The following is a 22,931-nucleotide window of genomic DNA, read 5'->3' as shown; positions in this document are numbered from 1 at the left end:
AAATAATAGATATGCGCATAACAACTGTTAGCCGCCACAAGGTGGTGGCAGCAATGACAAGGGGATTCTTCCAAGCCTTTGTAAGCGGTCAGATAGACGCTACACAGCCTGGGAAGACAGACATAACACCCTTGGAGTACAAGAAAATAATAGCCGACAACTACGAAAAGTTGTCGGCTTGTTACGTTTCAGTGATGTTTCCAATTCTCATTCGTCTGAATTACGCTGACGGAGAAGCGGTTGCGGAAGATATGAAGCGTAGGAACTTCAGTAATTCAACATCGCCGAAGATACTTCTCCGCTATGCCTGCGGTTCGAAAGAAGTGTACGATACCGCCATTAAAGAGTATCAGCAGCAGATAGCGACCTTGCTTTCGGGACGATTGCAAACTATTTCGGAGTTCTTTGAAAACTACGAACGTGGTACAGAAACGACCGAAGTGGTTGATGTAGCCCTTGCCATTCGCTCTATGGTGCGCACGCAGATGATGGCGTACAGCACGGTTCTGAAAGCTGCCAACCCAGAGTTGGCAACCCTGCACCAAGCTACCGTCTTCCGTCTGATGCTCCACGGTACAATGGCTTTGCTGCACGAAGAACCCATTTCGCTCGAAGGCGACAACTTGGAACTTATCTTCCGTCGTGTGGCACTTAATTCCGACAACTTTGAAGTGCTGATGAACGAGATGAACCAAGCCTACGAAGATTTGGTGTAAAAGTAGGAAAAATCAGGCTATAAGAGTGTAAATATTTTTCACAAGGGTATCTCTTGTGTAATCGTCTTGTTATCAACGTGTTGCAAAACCTATTGTTTTGCATTCCAAAAGCGGCTGTTTTGCACGGTAAAAGCGTAGGTTTTGCAGCGCAAAAGAGCCGCTTTCGCAATGCCAAATCGAAATTAGCATTTTCTAAAGAAATAATCTTTACAAAAGCGAATAGAATTAATGTATAAATCTGGGCTATAGGTGGGAATAGGATTTATTCTGCCCTATAACCGTGTTACCACGTTTTGAGTGTTAGGAATGCAGTAAATCACCCTCCATACAAAAAGTAGTGTAATTGGTGCATAAATAATTTTAATACGACAAATAGAAAACTCTCAAAAGATAATCGGGTAGTAAGTAAACACCAATCATAAGTGTCTGCCTTCTACCCGATGTTGTTATCATTTGCAGAAAGTCTGATTTACATCTTTTCTCCAACTGCTGATATGTACCAATGGAGGTTTATTTTATAGATACAGATATACCTGCGCTTTCACCCATAACAGCTAAGCCCACCTCCATGTCCGCAGGTTTTTTGCCTGTGTAAGTCATAGCGTATGCCTTCTTATGAGCTTTAGTAGAAATCTTTTCGAGTGTTCCCCAATTATAGATTTTAATTAGAGAAACTTCACCATCGGCATATTTTACTTCTCCATACGTAACTCCCCCTGCCTCTAATTTTGGTTGTTGCTTTGACAAAGAATTTATTTCACAAATTATTTTATCATCAGCCTTGTTGATTAGCGATACATGTTGTATCTTAAAATCTTTTTTATTTTTTTCATAAAGTGTATCTTTACCTGTCTGAGAAGTCGATAATTCGAATTGTATTTTGTTTAATGCAGGTGGGTAACTATCGAGTTCCGACTTGTTGCACGAGATTAATGCTGCGAGCATTAATATACTTCCCAAAAATAATTTTAATCTTTTCATATCTTCTATTCTTTTATGATATAATTAATTTTGACCTTCTTTAATTTACCAAAACTTCTCGCTTTCATAAGCATAAGTATAATAATGTTTTCAGTACATGAAGTAAAGGTCAATGTTATGAACATTAATATACTTCCAAACAATAATCTTGTTTTTTCATGTCTTTAGTTTTAAATTTGTTTTTAGAAGTGTTTTATTGATTAATTTATTGCAAAAGTAAATCAATAATTTCGGATAGCCAAATCATATTTAAAGTTATCTGTTTTTTTAACAATTCTTGCGTCACTCCTTTCCTAATTTTTCGGAAAGTGCTTTTTCCACCATGACAATGCTATGACAATCTTGATAATATTCCAAAGTGTGCCAATCTATCAGCAAAAATGATTTATAGAGTACGTCATAAAAATGTAAATATTTTTCACAAGAATATCTCTTGTGTAATCGTCTTGTTATCAACGTGTTGCAAAACCTATTGTTTTGCATTCTAAAAGCGTAGGTTTTACACGGTAAAAGCGGCTCTTTTACAACGCAAAACCTACGCTTTCGCAATGCCAAATCGAAATTGCCATTTTCTAAAGAAATAATCTTTACAAAACAAGGGCTGTTTTATGCTTTTGTCTGCAAGCAGGAAAAAGGAAATCAACTCCATTCATCAGCTTCTTCTGACCGCCTAAAAACAAACATAAGGTTGCAATTTTTCGATTATGTCGGGTGGGAAATCCTTGAGCAATCGAAGTTGCGACAGACTGCTTAGCTTGCCCTTTAATCGTCTGTATTCTGCTATTTGGCGTGCCATATAGAAGTTTATGTAAGGATGGCGACGCAGCTGCGACACCGAAAGCGTGTTCAGGTTGAGTTGCTTGGTGTGGGCGTTGCGGACTTCAAAGAAAGGCAGTGACTCCATAGGAAAGCCCTCTATCTCTTTCAGTTGCCCCACTGCGACATATCCGCCAAGCCGTTCGCCATAGCCGACAATGGCTTTTGCCCACCCCGAACCTATGCCGGGAACTTTCTTCAGTATCGTGGTGTCGGCACAGGCGAGGTTGATGTGCTCGCCCAACTTTATTTTAATGGGGTAGCGAATGGTGTCTCTGTCGTATTTCTTGTAAGGTTTGTACGCATCGTTCTGCTTGTAAGCCTCGTAGGCTTCGTGCAGTTTGCGCTGCTCTGCTGCCCTTTCGCGCTCGTAGCCTCGTATGGTTTCCATCGTGAAAGCGGGCTGATAGTCGTCGCCAATGGTGATGTAGGGTTCTAAATCGCGATACTGCTTGCGTGTCAGACCATAGACTTTGGCAAACGATTGTGGCGAACGGAACACGCCTCCCTTGGCTCTGTATTTGTAGATGTTGCGTATTTGGTAAGGCGCAAGCCCTAAACGGCTCAGTTGTGCGCTGTCGGCTGTGTTGGGGTCGAAAGGGAACAGCTCTGCTTTTCTGTTGTTTTCCAGTTCGTAGTGGCGCAGGTCGGTTGCCCTACCGTTCATTCTTCCTCCTTTTTCTGCTACAAAAGCCGTGCTGTCGGCGGCGTTCAGCAATGTGCGAGGGCTCTTGTTGCCTAACAGGAATATTGCTCCCAATACGGCAACGGCAAGGCATAGCAAGAAAGCAATTACCTTTCTATCGGACTTCTGCAAGTAAAAGAAATCACGAATATTCATAGTATAAGATGTGTTTATTCTTAAAATATTCAGTCAAAACGATGCAAAAGTGCAAAAAAAATGCTATTTTTGCATTAAAACAGAATAGGCTTATGGAAAAGATTCTTCAGTTATTGCGCAAGTTTCCGATGTCGATAGGTATGTCGGTTGCTATTTTAATCGTTTCGTTGATTGCCATTCCCGACACTCCATTAAAGGATATTACGCTCATAGACAAGTGGGCGCACATCGGCTTGTATGCAGCATTGGGATTGATAATCGCACACGAGTATTTCCACAACCACAAGCACGTAACCCGAAAGGGTATGTTTTTGGGCATTTGGCTGCTGCCTACGCTCTTAGGCGGTGTAACAGAGGTGTTGCAAGCCTATTGTACCAATGGGAACAGAAATGGCGAATGGCTCGATTTCGTTGCCAATATAGTGGGCTCTACCCTCGCTTTGATTATCGGTACTCTGCTGGTAAGGTATTTTTCCAAGCACTAAACGGATTGTGGCGCATCTGCCGATTGTAGAAGCGGGCGTCGCCTGTAACCTCCATTCCTATGAAGTCGGGCTTTTCAAACGTTTCCGTTGTACTGTTTAGTTCGACTTCTGCCATTACGAGTCCGTCGTTTTCACCGTGAAATTCGTCTACCTCGAAAGTGTGGCTGCCGCTTTTCACGAGATAACGGTGTTTGTCTATGACGCCTTTCTCGCACAGACGAAGAAGTTGTTGGGCTTCTTCGAGGGTTATTTCCTTCTCAAATTCGTAGCGCGAAAGTCCGCCGTCGTTCGATTTTCCCTTAATCGTGAGGTAGCCTTTGCTATCGCGAATGCGTATGCGAACGGTGTTTACAGCCACAAAATAGCCTTGCTGAATGTGGCTTACGCTGTGCGCCCTACTCTTCCAATCAATGTCTTTATGAACGAGAAACTTGCGTTCTATTTCTAATCCGCTGCTCATTGTTGTCAAATATACATTGCCCAAGCCATTAAGATGATAGCCAAGATGATAAGCGTGATGACAATCCACCTGATAACAGACTTTGCTTGCTCTTCTTGACGCGCTTCGCGTGCTTTCTTCTGCATTTTGCTTTTGTTGCTCATAATGATATTATTTTACGTGAGAAGTTTTGTTCCTTCTCGCAGGTTATTATATATAATAAGGTGAAAATCGGTTTTTCAGCTCCACCTTTTCTATTCTTCTTCTACTGGAAACTCCATTAAGTAGGCTTTTATAAAGTCGTCTATGTTGCCGTCCATCACACCGTCTACATCAGAAGTCTGATAGTTTGTGCGGTGGTCTTTCACACGTCGGTCGTCGAAGACATAGCTTCTTATCTGGCTTCCCCATTCTATTTTCTTCTTCGAAGCCTCAACCTTGGCTTGCGCCTCCATGCGTTTCTTCATCGCACGGTCGTACAATTGCGACTTCAAGAGCTGCATAGCCTTTGCTCGGTTCTTGGGTTGGTCGCGCGTTTCCGTATTTTCTATGAGGATTTCCTCCTGCTCTCCCGTGTCGGGGTCTTCGTATTGATAGCGCAGACGCACACCCGATTCCACCTTGTTTACGTTCTGTCCGCCTGCACCGCCCGAACGGAAGGTGTCCCAACTTACGCGTGCAGGGTCTACATACACTTCGATGGAATCGTCGATGAGCGGCGAAACAAACACGCTGGCAAAGCTTGTCATACGCTTTCCCTGTGCATTGAAAGGGCTGACACGCACCAAACGGTGCACGCCGTTTTCGCTTTTCAAGAATCCGTAGGCATATTCTCCGCCTTCAAACTTCATCGTTACGCTCTTTATGCCTGCTTCGTCGCCGTCTTGAATGTCCGAAATTGTTACCTTGTGGCCGTGCGCTTCGCCGTAGCGCATATACATACGCATAAGCATAGAAGCCCAATCTTGGCTCTCTGTGCCCCCTGCGCCAGAGTTAATCTTCATCACACACTCCATAGGGTCTTCCTCTTGGCGGAGCATATTCATGAGTTCCAGACTCTCGATGTCGGTTATTACCTTCTTATAGGCATTGTCTACCTCTTCTTCGGTAACGAGTTCGTCTTTATAGAAATCGAAGGCAAGCTGCAGTTCTTCGGCTTGTGAGCGCACGTTGTTGTAGCCTTTCAGCCACTTTTCTATGCCTTTCACCTTCTTCATCTGCTCCCTTGCACGGTCGGCATCTTCCCAAAAGTCGGGTGCCTGCGTGCGAAGTTGCTCTTCTTCGAACTCTATTTTCTTCTTATCTATGTTGAGATAGTGGTGCAAGGCATCTACACGCGCCACCACATCTTTCAGTTGTTCTGCTGTAATCACTTTCTTTTTTCGTCTTTAGATAGTGTTGCTTATTCCTCGTACATACGCTCGATAATCTCCTTGTAGTTCTTGTATACTATCGGTCGTCGCAGTTTCAGCGTGTTTGTAAGCTCGCCATTCTCTGCCGAGAAGTTCTGTGGCAACAGCGTAAACTGCTTTATCTGCTCGTAAGGAGCAAGCAGCTGCAACAAGGTAGCTATGCGTTCTTTCATCATTTTGTTTACTTGATGGTTGCTGCAGAGCGACTCTCGGCTATCGTAGGCTATATTGTATTCCTTCGCCCAATCCTCCAATACTCTGAATTCGGGTACAATGAGCGCAGAAACATATTTGCGTTGGTCGGCAATGATGGCTACTTGGTCGATGAATTTGTCTACCAAGAGTAGTCCTTCTATCATCTGTGGTGCGATGTACTTGCCGTTCGATGTCTTGAAAAGGTCTTTTATGCGTTCTTTCAAATACAGTTCGCCGTCTTTAAGGTAGCCCGAATCGCCTGTACGGAAGAAGCCGTCTTTGGTGAAAGCCGTTTCGTTTATATGCTCACGGCGGTAGTATCCCGGCGTAATGGTTGGACCTTTGAGCAGTATCTCGTCGTTTTCGCCGATTTTTATTTCCAATCCTTCGATAGGAATACCCACCGAACCCACTGTAAAGGCTTTGCCACGATGGTCGCAACTTACGGTTGCAAGGCTCTCGGTGAGGCCATATCCCGCAAGCATATCAAGCCCAATGCTGTGTACAAACGTTTCTACATCGGGCGAAATGTATGCACCTGCCGTTGGGAAGAAGTTAGGATTGGTAAGTCCCAACTGTTTGCGGACAAGGCTCAATATTGTTTTGTTGATGAGTTTATACTCCAATTGCAAGTTCAAAGGCGGACGTTTGCCGCGTCCAAGATACACCACGTTGTGCTTGCGTCCTACTTCCAAGGCGTGTTCGAATATCTTTCGTTGTACGGCACTCGACTTTTCTATCCTTTCCTTTACGGCAATATACACCTTTTCCCAGAAGCGTGGCACCGATGCCATACAGGTTGGGTTGGTTTCGCGCATACTGTCTTGAATTTCTTTCGGGTACGTGTTCACTATCACTTCGCCGCCATTGCCCAATACCAAATAAGAGAAAGCACGCTCGAAAACGTGTGCGAAAGGCAGGAAAGCCATCGCTCTGTCCTTGTCGGTAACGGGAACGCATTGGCTGTTGGCATACATTGCTGCGTTGTACATACCGTGGGTGAGGATAACACCCTTGCTTTCGCCCGTTGTACCGCTGGTGTAGAGTATGTTGCAAATGTCGTCGTCGCTCGCTTCAGCCCAACGTTTCTCCACCTCCGACTGTCGTGGAAGTCCCTCGCCGAGCTTCAGGAAGTCTTCAAAGAAGATAGCGTAAGTATCGTTTGAGCTGGTGCGTACACTTGAGTCGAAGATGATGATGCGCTCCAACGATGGGCAAAGCGAAAATATACGGCGTGCCTTGTCGTATTGTTCCTGCTCGCCCACGAAGATGTAGCGCACGCTGGCATCTTGAATAATGTATTGTATCTGTTGTTCAGAGCTTGATGCGTAGAACGGAATTGTAGTTACACGAACGCCATACGCACCGAAATCGGTGTATAAATATTGTATGCAGTTCTGCGCAAACACCGCAATGTTCTCTTGTGGCTTTAAGCCGAAGTTGAGCAAAGCGTTTGAAACTTGCTTAACACGCATGGAAAACTGATTCCAAGAAACCGATTTCCAATTTAAACTACCAAAGTTTCTGAATGTTATAACGGGTTTTGTGCCATATTTTTTGGCTTGCTCATGTATGAGTACTGCGTAGTGATGTTTTGCCTGCATAGTCTTTTTGCTTTTCGTGGACGCAAACGTTAGCCCACCTTTAATAAATGCAAAAATAGTAAATTTTAGCGATATAAGGAAATTATTTTGAAGTTATTATCATTTAACTTTCGCTTTTTATCGGTATAAGAGAACAATAAAACGGAATAATAGCATAGTTTAAACAAGTGTATTGCATACATTTTATGGTCGTCGAGTATAGGCGTAACGTCAGTTCGATATAAGAATTGCACCAGTATATTATTCATACGATATTTAAAGAAAGACTTGATAACGATTTAATATGCTTATAATCAGAAAGAAGTAAAGTGTCTTCGTCCGCACATTCCTACGCCGAACTAACATTACTTTCTGAGCGAAAAGAAGATAATAGAGGTGTAAACATTTTTCGCAAGCGTAACTATCGTGTAACCGCCTTATCATCAACGCATTATAAAACCTATTGTTTTGCATTCCAAAAGCGGCTGTTTTGCACGGTAAAAGCGTAGGTTTTGCATCGCAAAACAGCCGCTTTCGCAATGCCAAAGCGCAGTTATCACTTTTTAACAGAATTATCTTTACAAAATTAAACGAAAAGGCTCTCGCTATTTCATCAAGGAAGAATGCTAAAAACACCTCATAGATGACTGCTTGAACTGCTTTCTTATACTGAACGCTCGTTCCATTGTGCTAAAATGTTTGTTTTGCTTCGAGTGTTTTTTCTTGCTTTTGTGAGATGCCTCTGACGGGTATTTGACTTGTTCGCATAATGCACAAAAAATCCCTACAAGCAGCATTGAGTCTGTTTGTAGGGATTTTATTATGTTGCCTTAGCAGCTTGTCAGCGACTTGCTGCTGCGGATTTCGTGTTGCTTACCAAATCTGTGCGCGCTTCTTTGCAGGGATAAAGAGCTTGTCGCTCTTCTTGATTTTAAATGCATCGTACCATGCGTCGATTTGTGGGAGTGCAGCATTCACGCGTGCCATGTTAGGAGAGTGTGGGTCTACGGTAATGACGTACTCCAAGTATTCTGGGCGAGCGTTGCCTGCCCATACACGTGCCCAAGAAAGGAAGAAGCGTTGTTCGGGTGTGAAACCGTCCAATACCTTCAGTGGTTTCTTCTTCATGCTGTTTTGCAAAGCACGGAATGCGATGTTCAAACCGCCGTTGTCGCCGATGTTTTCGCCCAATGTGAGCTGGCCGTTCACCTTCTTTCCGTTCACAACTTCTACCTTGCCGAAGTGGTCTACCAATACTTTTGAACGTTCTTGGAAGTTCTTCTTGTCCTGTGGAGTCCACCAATCGCGTTGGTTACCTGTCTTGTCGAACTGTGAACCTTGGTCGTCGAAGCCGTGGCTCATCTCGTGTCCGATTACTGCACCGATACCACCGTAGTTCACTGCATCGTCGGCTTCAGGGTCGAAGAATGGAGGCTGGAGGATAGCTGCAGGGAAACAGATTTCGTTTGTTGTAGGGTTGTAGTAGGCATTGATGGTCTGTGGTGTCATACCCCATTCCATTTTGTCTACTGGCTTGTTCACCTTTCTGTTCAATTCGTCTTGGAGGAAGAACTCGCTTACGTTCTGCATATTCTCGTAGAGTGAGAGTTTCTCGTCGATTTGCAGTCCGCTGTAATCGCGCCACTTGTCGGGATAGCCAATCTTTACGATGAAGTTGTCGAGCTTGTCCTTAGCCTGTGCCTTGGTTTCTGCACTCATCCATGTTGCTTCCTGAATGCGTTGTGCCAATGCTTCCTGCAGGTTCTTCACGAGTTCTATCATACGTTGCTTGCTGCTTTCGGGGAAATATTTCTCTACATAGAGTTTGCCGACAGCTTCGCCGAATACGTTTGACACTGTGCCTACTGCACGCTTCCAACGTGGACGGTCTTGTTGTGCACCGCTTACCACGCTGTTGTACTTGAAGCTTTCAGCACGGAAGGCATCGCTGAGCTGGCTTGATGCACCCGAGATAACCTTTATTTCGGCGTATGCCTTGAGGTCGTCGAGTTTTGTTTCAGCGAGAATCTTCTCTACTTCGTGTATTGGCTCAGGCTGACCAACGTCTACTGCATCGAAAGGAGGGAATCCTGTCTGCAGGAATACGTTGCCCCAGTCGATGCCAGGGAAGTTCAGCACGAGTTCGTTGTAGCTCATCTTGTGGTAGTTCTTGTCGATGTCGCGGAGCTGAACGTTCGAATAGCTGGCTTTTGCGATGCGTGTTTCGATTGCCATAATGGCTTCCACCTTCTTCGCAGCTGTGGCTTCATCGTTGCCTACCATCTTGAAGAGGTTCTTCATATAGGTTTTGTAGGCTTCGCGAACCTTTACGGTTTGTGGGTCGTCGTTCAGATAGTAGTCGCGTGTGCCCATACCTAAACCGCCCTGACCGATAGAAACGATGTTCATAGATGCGTTGCGCATATCGGCACCTACGCCAATTCCGTACATCATCGTGTTCTCGCCGTGGCGGTCGAGCTGTGCTGTAACAACCTGATATTCTTTGTTGTTCTTGATGGCAGCGATGCGAGAGAGTGTTGGTTTCAGCGGTGCCCAACCTTCACGGTTCAAGCGTACGCTGTCCATCATCATATTGTAGAGGCTTCCGAGCTTTTGTCCGAGCGTACCTTGCTGCTGTGGCTTGCTTGCGTATTCCAAAATAAGCTCTTGAATGCGCTTCTGGTTCTCCTCGAAGAGGTCTACAAAGGCACCGTTGCTGGTGTGTTCAGCGTCCAATGGGTGGCTCTTTAGCCAACCTCCAGCTGCATACTGGTAGAAGTCGGTGCCAGGTTTCACGTTCAGGTTCATGTTTTTCTTGTCGATACCTGATGAGAAGTTTTGTGCATTTACAGACATTCCTGCCAACAGGCAGGCTGCTATTAATGTTCTCTTTTTCATGTTTTAAATTGTTATTTTGTTGTTATATTCTTATTCCACTGCAATATTATAAATATTTTTTATAAGCAGCAAGTTTTTCAATGCTTAAAGTAGGTTATGCTTGTTTGATTATGTGTTCTTTTTAAATATGACGTCATATTTCAGCAAATATGACGTCATATTTGGTAGAAAATGACGTCATATTCTGTTTACGCTACGAAGTGTGCGTTTCGTTCCACATTTTTTCGATGTCCTTTATATCGATTTCGAGCAGTGCCATCTGTCTGAAAACCTCTGGCAACATCTCGTTTACAAACTCGTCCTTGCGTTGGGCGAGTATCTGCGTGCGTGCGTTGGGCGACACGAAGTAGCCTAAGCCTCGCTTGTTGTAGATTATTTCCTCGCGGGCGAGTAGCTCATACGCCTTTACGGCGGTGTTGGTGTTCACCTCCAACATAATGGCATACTCCCTTACCGAGGGTATTCGGTCGTCTGCCTTGTAGTTTTCGGCAATTATCTCGTCGCATAGGCGTTCTGCCATCTGCTCGTATATAGCCTTGTTACTATTGAAATTCATAATTAAATCCTTTCTTTTAAAGTTGAGAGAGGAGATTGTGGAGGGCTGCGAACAGCCCTATCCACAAGCAATAACTGTTTAAATATTTAGCCAGCGAGTGTTGATGGCCTGCAACCTGCAGTAGATGCGGTAAGCAAGATAGTAGCAAACCACTATTTGAACAATGCTGAGCGTTGTAGAAAACCATTTGCTTTGTATCCATTCAGGGATATATACCACGTAGTCGGTGTACTTGTAAACGAGGTAACCATAGCCAACGAATAAGCTGAAAATAATGATACCAAGGATAATGAGTGCCAAGGAAGTCTTCAGCCAAGCCGACTTTCTGAACAGCATACCACCCAGAACGTAAGTAGTGTTGGCACCTAAGAAGGAGAGCAACGTTGATATTAATGTCGCCATAGCGGTTTCATGCTGGAATGGTGTAATATCAAAGTCTCTTGTTTTCATTATTGTATCCTTCACCGCCACAGTTATTGAGGCAAACGTTCCCTTGTGCAGCAACATATTGATGAGCATTTGCAGAAGGTCAGCTACAAAGAAAGCAACTACCAAAATTACTACTGCAAGAAGGGTAGAACCTATTGCACGTGCCACAAACTTCTCAAGATTGGTGGCTGGTAATGCAAGTTCGTCTATTCTTTGTTGCTTTGTCTTCAAGTCGCTGATAATCATTGAGCCACTAAGAACTACAATTATAAATGAAATAACACCTATTAAACCTGATATTTTGAGGAATGCAAGCTTATAAGTTTCATCGCTAAGGGCTTCTAACTTGAAAGGGTTACAAGCCAATACACTAAAAAAAGTGAAAACCAACATAAGTCCCAAGAACATTCTGAAGTATTCTTTTTTTCTAATCATCACGAGTCTTGAGCAAACATTGCCGAATCGTTGTATATTGAAATTTTCCATATTGTAGTTTTGTTTCTAATGTTTTACAAGTTTTTTACTTTATTATTTCTGTGCACGAGTAGTGCGGTCGTTAATGGTTCCGTTGCCCTGCATCTTGTAAATAGGTTGGTTACGGGTTACACCTGTGAGCGTTGCAGAACCGTTTCCTTGTATGCCTAAGTTTACATCGCCGCCTAAATCGAACATTAAATCCATTGACGCATTGCCTAAGACATCCACATTTGTGCGGTCTACGGTTAAGTGTGCCAAGTCTACACTGGCATTTCCTTGAACATTCATCTTTAGGCTTTTCGCTGTAAGTCCTGCAATATTAAGGTCGGAATTGCCAAGTATATCGATGTAAATGCTGTCTCCTGTCATCGTTTTGTTGATGTTTATAGATGAATTACCCTCTTGGTAGATGTTGCGCAGGGTGGGCATTGTGATGTAAATTTCGGTAAAATAGTCTTCTCTTGTAAATGTTCCGAAGTTTAATTCGTTTTTATTGGAGAAGAGTTCCCTTGTATCAGATACTGTCAGTACGCCGTTCTCAACCTTTGCGCTTACGTTAGCAAGCAACTTCTCTTTGCCTTTTACCACTACTTTAAATGTGTCGCCGGGAATGATATTCACTGTTGAGTTGGAAAACAAACTAAGGTCTTGGAAAGGCGTAACCTTTATTTCCTTTGTTATAACCTTGCCCATATCTCTTTTCTTATGTACGCACGATGTGAACAACAGTGCAAAAACCAATATTGAAAGGCATACGTTGAATGTAAAACCAAATATCTTTTTCATATCTTTTCCTCCTTATTTATTGTTTAGTTTACCTAATGTTGCTGCATTGAAGAGCAATTCCAAGTTGATTGTAGTTTCGGGGCTGTCTGCCTTTCTGCGTGCAATTACAGCGTTGCCTTGCAGCGATGGCTCGGCGTAAAGCACGTTTTCGTCCATCTCGTTGGCGTTACGGTAAGTAAATTCGTATTCTTTAGCAATCTCTTCCACCGATGCGTTGATTATCATCTCCGAGTTATTGAGAACGAAAACGTGGTCGAGCAGCTGCTCAACATCGTGTACTTGGTGCGTAGATATAATGAGCGACGAGTCGGCAGGCAGGTTTCCTGCTATCACCTTGCGGAAAAGTGCCTTTGAAGGAATGTCAAGACCGTTTGTCGGCTCGTCCATTAAGAGCAGCTGGCAGCAAGAAGCCACGGCAAAACTCATATAAATCTTCTTCTTCTGACCCATTGACAGGTGCTTGAAGTTTACGTCTGGCTGCATTTCAAAATCTTTCAGACACTTCATTAAAATCTCCTCGCTGAAGCGTGGGTAAAAGTCTTGATGTACTTTCACATACTGCTTCAGCGTGAGATTTGGAAGATTATATTCTTCTGGCACTACATATATTTCACGAAGCATTTCCGGACGACGCTTCTTTGTTTCCATTCCATCGATGCTAACCTCACCGCTCTTTGGGCGCAACAAACCAGATATTAAGTAAAGCAAAGTGCTCTTACCCATACCATTCTTACCCAAAAGACCATAAATGCGGTTTTCGTTGAGCGTTAAATTCAATCCGTCGAACACCTTTTTCTTGTTGCCGGGATAGTTGAATACTAAGTTTTTGACTTCAATCATAGCTGTATTTTTGTTTAAATTATTATCTCTTGTTATGCTGTATTACTTATGTAGTACACTGCAAAAGTATGTATTAATTCATTAACCTCCAAATTTTTGAGCAACTTTTTTGCAAAATAGCGATATTTTTGTTTCTTTTTGGGTTTTCAATAGCTTTACACCTTATTATATATAAAGACAATATCGTACACTGACTTTCACTCGGTTGGCGTACAATACTTTGACGACAAAAACGTCAGAACTATCCGTAGCGATTGAAAGAAAAGCAGGATTTTAAGTGCCGCAAGTAGATAAAGATGTATAAAAAGTAATCTTTTTTGAAACAATTCTTGCATAATTGGAAATTATTGGATATTTTTGCGTGTAAATAACGCATAGATATTCTGTAGTATGAAAGTAAAGACCAAAAGATTAGAAACGATAAAGATGCTCATCTCGAGTATGGAGTTGAGTTCGCAAGAAGAAGTTATCAAGGCGTTGGAGAAGGAGGGCTTTAAGCTTACACAGGCTACATTGAGCCGCGACCTCAAGCAGCTGAAGGTGGCAAAAGCTGCCTCTATGGGCGGAAAATACGTTTACGTGCTGCCTAACGACTCAATGTACAAACGTGTTTCGACACCACGGATAGCATCGGAAATGCTTCGCCACAGCGGCTATCTTTCCATTCAGTTCTCTGGGCAGATGGCTATTATGAAGACGCGTCCGGGCTATGCCAGTGCCATTGCCTACAACTTGGACAACAGTGCCTTGCCCGAAGTATTGGGAACAATAGCAGGCGACGACACCATTTTTATTGTTTTCAAGGAGGGTTGCTCGCATGAAGATGTGCTGAAATCGCTCTCTTACGTTATTCCTGAAATAGCGGAATAGTGTAAAAACCGTTATCCGAAACAAGCAGACCTACTTTGTGCCTATGCACTTATACGCATAAAGTAGGTTTATAATGGCAGGCAGGGACGTGATTCATCACGTTCCTGACACCAAGGGAAAATGTTTTCACCTAAGGTTCATAGTCTTTCTAAGGTTTCTATAAACCTTCAAACCAACACGTGAAAACACCTTTGATTTTGTAAAGATAATTTCATTGAAAAACGATAATTTCGATTTGACATTGCGAAAGCGGCTCTTTTGCGATGCAAAACCTACGCTTTTACCGTGCAAAACAGCCGCTTTTGGAACGCAAAACAATAGGTTTTGTAATGCGCTGACGCAGAGTGGGTTATATGATAGTTATACTTGTGAAAAATATTTACACTATTATAGTTTGTTTTTCAAGGTATCTTCATAGTTCTGTATCTATTTTAATAAAAGATTAATGTGATTTTGTTTATCATTTGAAGAATTGTTGTTGGATTTGTATTTGGATAAAAAGAAATACGCCTAAATAGTTATACGACACTACAACCTAATGTTTTTAATATAGAGGTACACAATGATGGATTCCCTTTTTCAACTTGCCTGCAACACAGTTGCGCTGTTTGGGACACTGTAAAGAAAGTAGAAGAAAAAGCTATTTTTTACTTAATATTATAAAATAAAAGCCTTATCTTTGCAGTACAAGTAACAAACAACTAAAAATAATGCCTATATATAACCAAGAATTAGCAAGTTTATTAGGTTTGTGGCAATGTAATAACAAAACAAAAAATATGATAGCAAGAAGTTTATTCATCATTGTTCTTCTTAGTTGTATATGTTTTTCAACACATGCACAAGAGAGTTATCACGGCAAAGTAGTAGATAGTAACCAGAAAGCTATTTCTTTTGCAAATGTAGTTTTGCTAAATGACACTGACTCGTCGTTTGTTACGGGTGTGGTAACAGGCGAAAAGGGTGAGTTTAAAATTGAGAATGCATTAAAAGGATTGCTGAGAGTGTCGTGTATTGGATACGATACTAAGATAATCCACGCAAGAACCAACGAACCTCTTGTTATTTGCTTGACAGCCAATGCCGTCAATATGGAAGAAATAGTTGTTAAGTCGGACAAGCCTGTCACACGCATAGAGGGAGATGCACTGGTTACAATGGTGAAGGGTACGATTCTTGAGCGGTTAGGCAATGCTAAAGACGTCATTGCCCGTTTACCGGGTGTAATCAGCAATCAAGGCGGTATCGAGGTTTTTGGGAAGGGTGCGCCTGTAATCTATATCAATGGTCGGAAAGTAAATAACGACAATTTGCTGGAACAACTCAAGTCAAACAAAATAAAGAAAGTGGAAGTTGTAACAAATCCTGGTGCGCGCTACAATGCCACTGTAAAGGCAGTAATACGTATTACAGCCGAAAGAGAGTCGGGCGAAGGTTTTGCATTTGACAGTACTACCAAGCTGAATTATTGCGATTATCTCTACGGCTCTGAGGTTGTTAATATGAACTACCGCATTAACAAACTTGATATATTTGCCGATTTGGAATATTCGAGAAGCAAGATGAAAGGAGCAGGTAGCAACCTGCAAAATATATGGCTTTCCTCATTATATACGCAAAATATCGACATAAAGTCGAAGGACCGTTCGCAAATGTATGACGGTCGAATAGGTTTCAACTATACGTTCTCGCCTATTCATTCGTTGGGTGTGTACTATAAAGTAACACACACGCCTCACAAGGTTTGGGGTATGGCTCAGACAAAATCGTGGATAGACAATATATTGGAAGATGAAAGTAATGTTTCCAGCGATGCCGAAAACCGCACAACGACGCATAATATCAATGGATATTATACCAACGCAATAGGTAAATGGGTGCTGGATGCGGCCTTTGATGTGTTGTGGAAGAAAGGGAAAATAGAGAATTGTACGGAGGAAATAAATCGTAACACTTCCAATAAAACCCTTACACTGATTGATAATAACAAGTCGCGTATGCTTGCAGGCGAATTGCATTTGTCCAGAACGCTATGGAAAGGACAGCTCAGTTTGGGAACAGAGTATTCTAACAGTCAGCGTGATGAGTATTTCTTCAATGTAGAAAAGCTTTTGGCAGACAACATTCCTCTGATAAAAGAGAACAACACGGCAGTGTATGTAGATTTGCAACAACGATTGGGAAAGATAATTATGCAATTAGGAACCCGTTACGAGCATGTAAATAGCAACTATTATCAGAACGGAATAAAAATTGCAGAACAATCTCGTATCTACAATAAACTCTTTCCAACGGCGATGTTGGTAATGCCGATAGGCAAAAGTATGTTGCAACTCAGCTATGCCAAGAAGTATAACCGTCCGCTGTATTCTCAACTCAGTGGCACCATCTTGTACATAAACCGCTATCTCTACGAAAGTGGAAATCCGTTGCTACGTCCATCGTACATTGATAATGTTTCGCTCAATGTACGATACAACTGGGCAATGCTGTTGGCAAGCTATATGCATACAACGGATAAAATCATAACGTCGGCTATAGATTATGGCGAAGATAATGCAACCTTATCTAAGAAAATGAACTCTGATTATAACTTAGATGAATTACAATTAGTAGTACAACTCTCGCCCCAATTCAAACATTACTACCCTGCCTTGATGGTCGGTGTTATAGCACCTTTCTACAAGGAAATCTACAGAGGTGAAGTAAAGCGGTTCAACAAACCAATGTGTATTATAAGATTCAATAACCTTCTTGTACTGTCGCCGACCTGTATGCTAAATGTAGATTTGAGCTGGAGGAGTAAAGGTAATGGTGAAAATTTAGATGTGGGAAAAGTGTGGCAAATCAATGCTGGTGTAACCAAGCAGTGGGGGCAACACTGGAAGATGAAGTTTATCGTCAATGATATTTTCAATACGGCTCGCAAAAATCAATTCACTTTTTATAGTGGTGTAAGGGAATTCTATATGGAAAAACTTTCAAACACTCGTGCCATAGAGTGCACCGTTAGCTATAGTTTCAATGCCACCAAGTCGAAATACAAGGGCAAGGGAGCAGGAAATAAAGAAAAAGAAAGATTATAGTTGATACCACATTGTGCGAAGTGGATTCTTAAAAACAACAAACCTACTTTATGCCCAAGCGTAATGGACTTAAAGTAGGTTTGTTCTGTGTATTGTTTTCCTTTGTTTTTATAGGTCTGCAAGTTCCTTTGCCAAGATGCTTTCAAGCTGTTCGGCAGATAAGCGCACTTGAAACTCGCCGTGAATTGCCACCGAAATCTTGCCTGTTTCTTCTGAAACAACTATGGCAAGGGCGTCGGAAGATTGCGAGATACCCATTGCAGCACGATGGCGGAGTCCAAATTCTTTTGGAATGTCTTGGCTGTGGCTTACAGGCAGAATACAGCCTGCTGCCTTTATGCGCTTCTTCGATATTATCATTGCGCCGTCGTGGAGAGGCGAGTTCTTGAAGAAAATGTTTTCTATAAGTCGTTGATTGATGCGTGCATCGATGTAGTCGCCTGTTTCTACGATGTCTTGCAAGATAACATTGCGTTCTATAACGATGAGTGCGCCCACTTTTCCCTTGCCCATATTCATGCACGCCATAACGATTGGGAGAATGGCTTTGCGGTCTGCGCCTTTCTTGTTCTTCTCACTTCGGAACAGTTTCAGTATGTTTTTTGCCTTTTGGTGCGCACCAAGGTTGTAGAGGAAGTAGCGTATTTCTTTTTGAAAGAGCACGATAAGACCGATTACTCCCACAGAAACCAACTTGTCCATAATGCTTCCCAAGAGTCGCATTTCCAATACCTGGCTGACGATAAGCCAGATAACGACGAACACCATAATGCCCGCGAACACGTTGAGCGAACGCGATTCTTTCATAATGCGATAGAGGTAGTAGAGCATAAGTGCTACCAACACTATATCGATGATGTCTTTTAAGCCAAATTCAAAAAACATATTCCTTCCTTTCTGCTATTTCTTTTGTGCAACGGGCAGCCTATTCTGCCTTTGTCGCAGCTACCAAACGTTCGTAAATCCGTATGGTTTCTACGGCTTCTTTCACATCGTGAACACGCAAAATGCTTGCACCTTTCATCAGTGAAATCATATTCAGGGCTGTCGTTCCGTTCAAGCTTTCCTGTGCTGTGATGCCCAATAGCTGGTGAATCATGCGTTTGCGGCTAATGCCAACAAGTATGGGAAGCTCCAAGGCGTGCAGCTGTTCCATTACTCCCATGAGTGCATAGTTGCCGTCGATGGTGTCTTTGCCAAAGCCAAAGCCTGGGTCTAAGATGATGTCTTTCTGTCCAAGGGCACGCAATTCCTGCACTTCGCGCGATAGATTGATGAGCATATCGTGCATGTTGGCGGCCTTCGACATTAATATATAAGGTGTGCCCAACTCGGCAACGGTGCGGAACATATCGGGGTCGCCGCCTTCTTCAACATCGTTTACAATATCTGCATTGAACTCCTCGACCATGCGTCGGGCGATTGATGCGCGGAAAGTGTCGATGGAAATAATGGCATCGGGCTGTGCTTGGCGAATGATGGGCAGTGCCATGGTAAGGCGGCGCATCTCTTCCGCTTCATCTACGAACTCTCCGCCTGGGCGTGTTGAGCATGCGCCAACGTCGATAATCTTTGCTCCTTCCGCTATAATCTGGTTGGTGCGTTTGTATATCTCTGCCTCTGTTTGCATGCGGCTGTCGGCATAAAAAGAGTCGGGTGTAACGTTCAAGATACCCATTACACAAGGCTTCGAGAGGTCGAAGAGTTGTCCTCTTACGTTCATTGTATAGTTTACTGGGCTGTATTGTCGTGCAAAACTTTCTTGTTCCATATTGGCAAAGTTAATAAAAGCTCTTTAAACTCCAAAATAAACCATTTGAAATCAACTGTTTTGTTTTACTCCCATACGTGCTTCAACAACGTTTACAACATAGTCGCCGAGCTTTTCGCACTCTTGGATAATGTCCATATACATTGTTCCGATGGCGTAAGTGTACTTATGGTCGTTCACGTCTTGAATATTCTGCGTGCGTAACTGGTCGCGGTAGTTGTTCATTTCGTTCTCAATGTTGAACGAATGGTTCACATCGTTGTCGTGCTTGTGGCCTACCAGCAAGTTGTTCATCTGTGTTAGGGCATCGTCAGTGAGTTCAAACATCTGCCCCATGCGGTTGTATTGCTTTTCGGTGAAGTCTTCTTTTGCCAATATACGACGGTTTATGGTGCGTGCTATGTTGTAGCAAGAGTCGCCGATACTTTCGAGTTCGGATATTTCGCGCAGCATGGAACGCACCTTTTCCTTTGTTTCATCGCTGAGGTGGGCATTGCTTACTTGGTCCAAATACTTCGCAATTTCTATCTCCATGTTGTCCGAAATGCGTTCATACTTCTCTATTCGTGAGTATAGTTTTACGAATTTCGACTCTTCAGTGGTGTTCAACAGCTCTCTTACCATGCCAAACATACGTTGCATACGCTCGGCAAATGAATGTATTTCCTTGCTTGCTTCGAGTACAGAAAGTTCTGGCGTCTTCATGATACCTGCCTGAATGAAACGCAAACGGAAGTCTTCTTCGGTTTCGCTCTTGCGTGGTTTGATAAACATACAAACCATTTTCTCGAGTTGAGGGACAAACCAAATCAGCAAGAAAGTATTGATAATATTGAACGAAGTGTGGAAAGCTGCCAAGACAATAGGCAGTTTAACCTTGATATTGGCATTAAATGCGCCTGCGGTAGGGTCGTAATCAACAAATCCGCACACCATATTTACGAAGGGATAGAACACGGCGAGCACCCAAACCACACCGATAACGTTGAACATAAGGTGTGCCAAGGCGGCTCTTCGTGCCTGTGTGTTGGCAGCCAAGGCTGCTAAATTGGCTGTAATGGTTGTACCAATGTTTTCGCCCATTACCAAAGCGATGCCAAGATAGATAGGTAAGACACCCGTAGAGCATAGCAAAATGGTGATGGCCATGACGGCAGCGGACGACTGAACAATACAAGTGATGATGGAACCGATAGCAAGGAAAGCCAGAATGGTGAAGTAGCTGTTTACGTCGAACGACTTAAAGAACTCTATTACTTCAGGTGTTGTATCCAGATGGAGTGCTTTCCCAGCATCGCTCAGCAGCACAAGGCTGAAGAACATAAAGGAAAGACCAAACAGGAAGTCGCCCACATAGCGCATTTTTCGCGAGTAAATCAGCACAATACCTATAAGGAAGGCTGGGAAGACAAAGCTCGTAAGGTCTACCGAATAGCCTAACGACATAATCCAAGCTGTGAGTGTGGTTCCGATATTGGCACCCATAATCACCGAAATGGCTTGTGCAAGTGTCAGCAGTCCCGCATTTACGAACGAAACGGTCATTACCGTTGTTGCTGAAGATGATTGAACGGCACAGGTAATGAACGTTCCTGTAAGCATACCTGTCAATCTGTTTGTTGTCATTGCGCCCAAAATGTGGCGTAATTGTGAGCCTGCCATCTTTTGCAATGCTTCGCTCATTACCTTCATACCGTAAATAAGCAATGCCAATGAGCCGATAATCTTAAAAAGAATGGCTAAATAAACACCTGTTGTCATAATTAATTGTATTGTAATGCAATTTTTTTTGCTCTTTAATGAGAACTTGCTAACTTTATACCCTGATTTAAATCGTTAAACGTTCATACAAGATGAAACAAGTATTACAAATCCGTTGCAAAAATAATAAAAAAACTTTAGAAGTCCCAATCGGCAGCACACTTTATGAGGTTTATCGTGCATTTAATTTGAAAATGGACTTCGGACCAGTGAGCGCAAAGGTGAACAACAAGGTGGAAGGAATGAACTATCAGGTCTTTCAGAATAAAGACGTCGAGTTTCTCGACCTTCATTCAGCGTCGGGCGTGCGTACTTACACCCGCTCGCTGTTCATGGTGCTGTGCAAAGCAGTGCACGACCTTTATCCAAAGAGCAAGGTGGTGATAGACATTCCTGTGTCGAATGGCTACTACTGCAACATCAGTATAGGGCACACCGTTACCGAAGACGATGCAACAAGGATACGTCAGCAAATGCAAAGCATTATAGACAGAGCCTTGCCTATACGACACTACGAAGCGACAACCGAGCAGGCTCTCAATATGTTCCGCGAATTGGGCGACGAAGCGAAGGTGAAACTCCTTGAAAACATGGGCTCGCTCTACACCACTTATTACAAGTTGGACGACTACGTGGACTACTACTATGGTTCGATGCTTACAAACACATCGCAGATTAAGCTGTTCGGAGTCGAGAAATTCTTCGACGGATTGTTGCTTCGCGTACCCTCAGCGGAGAACCCTGCTAAGTTAGACGACTTTATAAATCAAGGCAAAATGTTTGAGGTGTTCAGGGTTCACCATCGTTGGCAAGAAATCTTGGGCGTGCGAACGGTGGGCGATTTCAACGAAGCCGTGAAGCAAGGATTTGCCAACGACCTTATAAATGTGAGCGAAGCGTTGCAGGAAAAGAAGATTTCGCAAATGGCAGAAACCATCGCAAATAAAGAAGGGGTACGCATTGTACTGATAGCTGGTCCATCGTCGAGTGGCAAAACTACGTTCTGCAAACGACTTTCGGTGCAGCTGCTGACGTGTGGAGTGAAACCTGTACAGATTTCGTTAGACGACTATTTCGTAAATCGCATAGACACACCGAAGGACGAAACGGGCGAGTACGACTATGAAAATCTGTATGCGCTGAATATTCCGCTCATCAACGAGCAGTTTACAGCTTTGTTCCAAGGCAAAGAAGTGCAGTTGCCAAGCTATAATTTCCAAACGGGAATGAGCGAAATGAAAGGCAAAAAGTTGCGTTTAAAGCCGAACAACGTGCTGATAGTAGAAGGCATACACGCACTGAACCCGATGCTGACAAAGGATATTGCCGACGAAAAGAAGTTTCGCATTTACGCTTCTGCATTGACAACCATTCTGTTAGACGACCACAATTATATTCCAACAACCGACAATCGACTCATTCGCCGCATTGTTCGCGACTACAAGTATCGCGGTTGTTCGGCACAAGATACCATACGCCGCTGGCCAAGCGTGCGTGCTGGCGAAAAGAAATGGATATTCCCCTATCAGGAAAATGCCGATGCCATGTTCAACACAGCTATGCTTTACGAGGTTGCGGTACTGAAGGCGCAAGCTGAAGCCGTATTGGAACAGGTACCCGAAAAGTGCGATGAATACGCCGAAGCCTATCGTTTGCGTAAATTCTTAAGCTACTTTGCATCGCTGCCTTTCCGCAGTCTGCCGCCAACATCGTTGCTTCGAGAGTTCTTGGGAGGCTCATCGTTCAAGTATTAAGCTTTCCGTTTGTTTTTGTAAAGATAATTCTGTTAAAAAGTGATAACTGCGCTTTGGCATTGCGAAAGCGGCTCTTTTGCACGGTAAAAGCGTAGGTTTTGCAATGCAAAAGAGCCACTTTTGGAACGCAAAACAATAGGTTTTGTAATGCATTGACGCAGAGTGGGTTATGTAATAGTTATGCTTGTGAAAAATATTTACACAATTATTATCTTCTTTTCGCTCATAGAATAAC

The 22,931-nt window shown here is 43.1% G+C and carries 21 protein-coding genes; 7 read left to right on the top strand and 14 right to left on the bottom strand.

Annotated elements, in window-relative coordinates; translation table 11 throughout:
* Positions 1 to 11: 11 nt before the first annotated feature.
* Both BWX39_RS00975 and BWX39_RS12310 read left to right on the top strand, forming a co-directional pair.
* A complete protein-coding gene (locus BWX39_RS00975; protein ID WP_028905507.1) occupies positions 12 to 716 on the top strand; it encodes a hypothetical protein in 705 nt (234 codons plus the stop codon).
* 53 nt (positions 717 to 769) lie between these two features.
* A complete protein-coding gene (locus tag BWX39_RS12310; protein ID WP_076123159.1) occupies positions 770 to 952 on the top strand; it encodes a hypothetical protein in 183 nt (60 codons plus the stop codon).
* A gap of 274 nt (positions 953 to 1,226) precedes the next feature.
* Here BWX39_RS12310 and BWX39_RS00965 read toward each other — a convergent pair whose 3' ends face one another.
* Positions 1,227 to 1,697 carry a hypothetical protein gene (locus BWX39_RS00965; RefSeq protein WP_014709228.1) on the bottom strand — a complete coding sequence of 157 codons (471 nt, stop codon included), beginning with the start codon at positions 1,695 to 1,697 and terminating at the stop codon, positions 1,227 to 1,229.
* A gap of 670 nt (positions 1,698 to 2,367) precedes the next feature.
* A complete protein-coding gene (locus tag BWX39_RS00955) occupies positions 2,368 to 3,354 on the bottom strand; it encodes a helix-hairpin-helix domain-containing protein (RefSeq protein ID WP_028905506.1) in 987 nt (328 codons plus the stop codon).
* A 92-nt stretch (positions 3,355 to 3,446) separates the two neighbouring features.
* Here BWX39_RS00955 and BWX39_RS00950 point away from each other — a divergent pair, with 92 nt between their 5' ends.
* Positions 3,447 to 3,839: a VanZ family protein gene (locus tag BWX39_RS00950; RefSeq protein ID WP_014709232.1), complete on the top strand. Its 393-nt coding sequence runs from the start codon at positions 3,447 to 3,449 to the stop codon at positions 3,837 to 3,839.
* Here the strand turns inward: BWX39_RS00950 and BWX39_RS00945 are convergent.
* From BWX39_RS00945 to BWX39_RS00935, 3 genes are all read right to left on the bottom strand, one after another.
* A complete protein-coding gene (locus BWX39_RS00945; RefSeq protein ID WP_028905505.1) occupies positions 3,799 to 4,299 on the bottom strand; it encodes a CYTH domain-containing protein in 501 nt (166 codons plus the stop codon). The genes BWX39_RS00950 and BWX39_RS00945 overlap by 41 nt on opposite strands.
* 233 nt (positions 4,300 to 4,532) lie before the next feature.
* Positions 4,533 to 5,651: a peptide chain release factor 2 gene (gene prfB, locus BWX39_RS00940; RefSeq protein ID WP_028905504.1), complete on the bottom strand. Its 1,119-nt coding sequence runs from the start codon at positions 5,649 to 5,651 to the stop codon at positions 4,533 to 4,535.
* Positions 5,652 to 5,680: 29 nt separating this feature from the next.
* Positions 5,681 to 7,489 carry an AMP-dependent synthetase/ligase gene (locus BWX39_RS00935; protein ID WP_028905503.1) on the bottom strand — a complete coding sequence of 603 codons (1,809 nt, stop codon included), beginning with the start codon at positions 7,487 to 7,489 and terminating at the stop codon, positions 5,681 to 5,683.
* A gap of 442 nt (positions 7,490 to 7,931) precedes the next feature.
* Between BWX39_RS00935 and BWX39_RS12795 the strand changes: the two genes are divergently transcribed.
* Positions 7,932 to 8,111, top strand: coding sequence for a hypothetical protein (locus tag BWX39_RS12795; RefSeq protein WP_076123155.1), 180 nt, complete (start codon positions 7,932 to 7,934; stop codon positions 8,109 to 8,111).
* Positions 8,112 to 8,341: 230 nt separating this feature from the next.
* On the opposite strand, the gene BWX39_RS00920 is transcribed toward BWX39_RS12795, so the two are convergent.
* The 5 genes from BWX39_RS00920 to BWX39_RS00900 form a co-directional block, all read right to left on the bottom strand.
* The gene (locus BWX39_RS00920) at positions 8,342 to 10,366 is read right to left on the bottom strand and encodes a M13 family metallopeptidase (protein WP_028905502.1); all 2,025 of its coding nucleotides are present in this window, start codon (positions 10,364 to 10,366) and stop codon (positions 8,342 to 8,344) included.
* Positions 10,367 to 10,559: 193 nt separating this feature from the next.
* Positions 10,560 to 10,922, bottom strand: a complete 363-nt coding sequence (locus BWX39_RS00915; protein WP_028905501.1) for a GntR family transcriptional regulator — start codon at positions 10,920 to 10,922, stop codon at positions 10,560 to 10,562.
* 78 nt (positions 10,923 to 11,000) lie between these two features.
* A complete protein-coding gene (locus BWX39_RS00910) occupies positions 11,001 to 11,786 on the bottom strand; it encodes a hypothetical protein (RefSeq protein WP_244271485.1) in 786 nt (261 codons plus the stop codon).
* A 93-nt stretch (positions 11,787 to 11,879) separates the two neighbouring features.
* Entirely contained in the window at positions 11,880 to 12,614 is a 735-nt protein-coding gene (locus BWX39_RS00905) for a GIN domain-containing protein (RefSeq protein WP_028905499.1), read from the bottom strand.
* A 12-nt stretch (positions 12,615 to 12,626) separates the two neighbouring features.
* Entirely contained in the window at positions 12,627 to 13,454 is an 828-nt protein-coding gene (locus BWX39_RS00900; RefSeq protein WP_014709242.1) for an ABC transporter ATP-binding protein, read from the bottom strand.
* Positions 13,455 to 13,844: 390 nt separating this feature from the next.
* On the opposite strand from BWX39_RS00900, the gene BWX39_RS00895 reads away from it, so the two are divergent.
* Positions 13,845 to 14,324 carry an arginine repressor gene (locus tag BWX39_RS00895; protein ID WP_028905498.1) on the top strand — a complete coding sequence of 160 codons (480 nt, stop codon included), beginning with the start codon at positions 13,845 to 13,847 and terminating at the stop codon, positions 14,322 to 14,324.
* A gap of 126 nt (positions 14,325 to 14,450) precedes the next feature.
* Here the strand turns inward: BWX39_RS00895 and BWX39_RS12305 are convergent, their stop codons facing one another.
* Positions 14,451 to 14,642 carry a hypothetical protein gene (locus tag BWX39_RS12305; RefSeq protein ID WP_080651544.1) on the bottom strand — a complete coding sequence of 64 codons (192 nt, stop codon included), beginning with the start codon at positions 14,640 to 14,642 and terminating at the stop codon, positions 14,451 to 14,453.
* A 461-nt stretch (positions 14,643 to 15,103) separates the two neighbouring features.
* Here BWX39_RS12305 and BWX39_RS00885 point away from each other — a divergent pair, with 461 nt between their 5' ends.
* Positions 15,104 to 17,410, top strand: a complete 2,307-nt coding sequence (locus BWX39_RS00885) for a TonB-dependent receptor domain-containing protein (RefSeq protein WP_028905497.1) — start codon at positions 15,104 to 15,106, stop codon at positions 17,408 to 17,410.
* Between the two features lie 108 nt (positions 17,411 to 17,518).
* Here BWX39_RS00885 and cdaA read toward each other — a convergent pair whose 3' ends face one another.
* From cdaA to BWX39_RS00870, 3 genes are read right to left on the bottom strand one after another with little or no spacing between them, the layout of a single operon-like run.
* On the bottom strand, positions 17,519 to 18,295 hold the full coding sequence (gene cdaA / locus BWX39_RS00880) for a diadenylate cyclase CdaA (RefSeq protein WP_028905496.1): 777 nt from the start codon (positions 18,293 to 18,295) through the stop codon (positions 17,519 to 17,521).
* 40 nt (positions 18,296 to 18,335) lie between these two features.
* Complete coding sequence (gene folP, locus BWX39_RS00875; RefSeq protein ID WP_028905495.1) at positions 18,336 to 19,181, bottom strand: dihydropteroate synthase; 846 nt, start codon at positions 19,179 to 19,181, stop codon at positions 18,336 to 18,338.
* Positions 19,182 to 19,232: 51 nt separating this feature from the next.
* Positions 19,233 to 20,942 carry a Na/Pi cotransporter family protein gene (locus BWX39_RS00870; protein ID WP_028905494.1) on the bottom strand — a complete coding sequence of 570 codons (1,710 nt, stop codon included), beginning with the start codon at positions 20,940 to 20,942 and terminating at the stop codon, positions 19,233 to 19,235.
* A 92-nt stretch (positions 20,943 to 21,034) separates the two neighbouring features.
* Here BWX39_RS00870 and BWX39_RS00865 point away from each other — a divergent pair, with 92 nt between their 5' ends.
* On the top strand, positions 21,035 to 22,696 hold the full coding sequence (locus BWX39_RS00865) for a nucleoside kinase (protein WP_028905493.1): 1,662 nt from the start codon (positions 21,035 to 21,037) through the stop codon (positions 22,694 to 22,696).
* Positions 22,697 to 22,931 lie beyond the last annotated feature (235 nt).

This window comes from Prevotella intermedia ATCC 25611 = DSM 20706 (assembly GCF_001953955.1).
Classification (GTDB): domain Bacteria; phylum Bacteroidota; class Bacteroidia; order Bacteroidales; family Bacteroidaceae; genus Prevotella; species Prevotella intermedia.
This window is presented reverse-complemented; position numbering and strand designations above follow the sequence as displayed.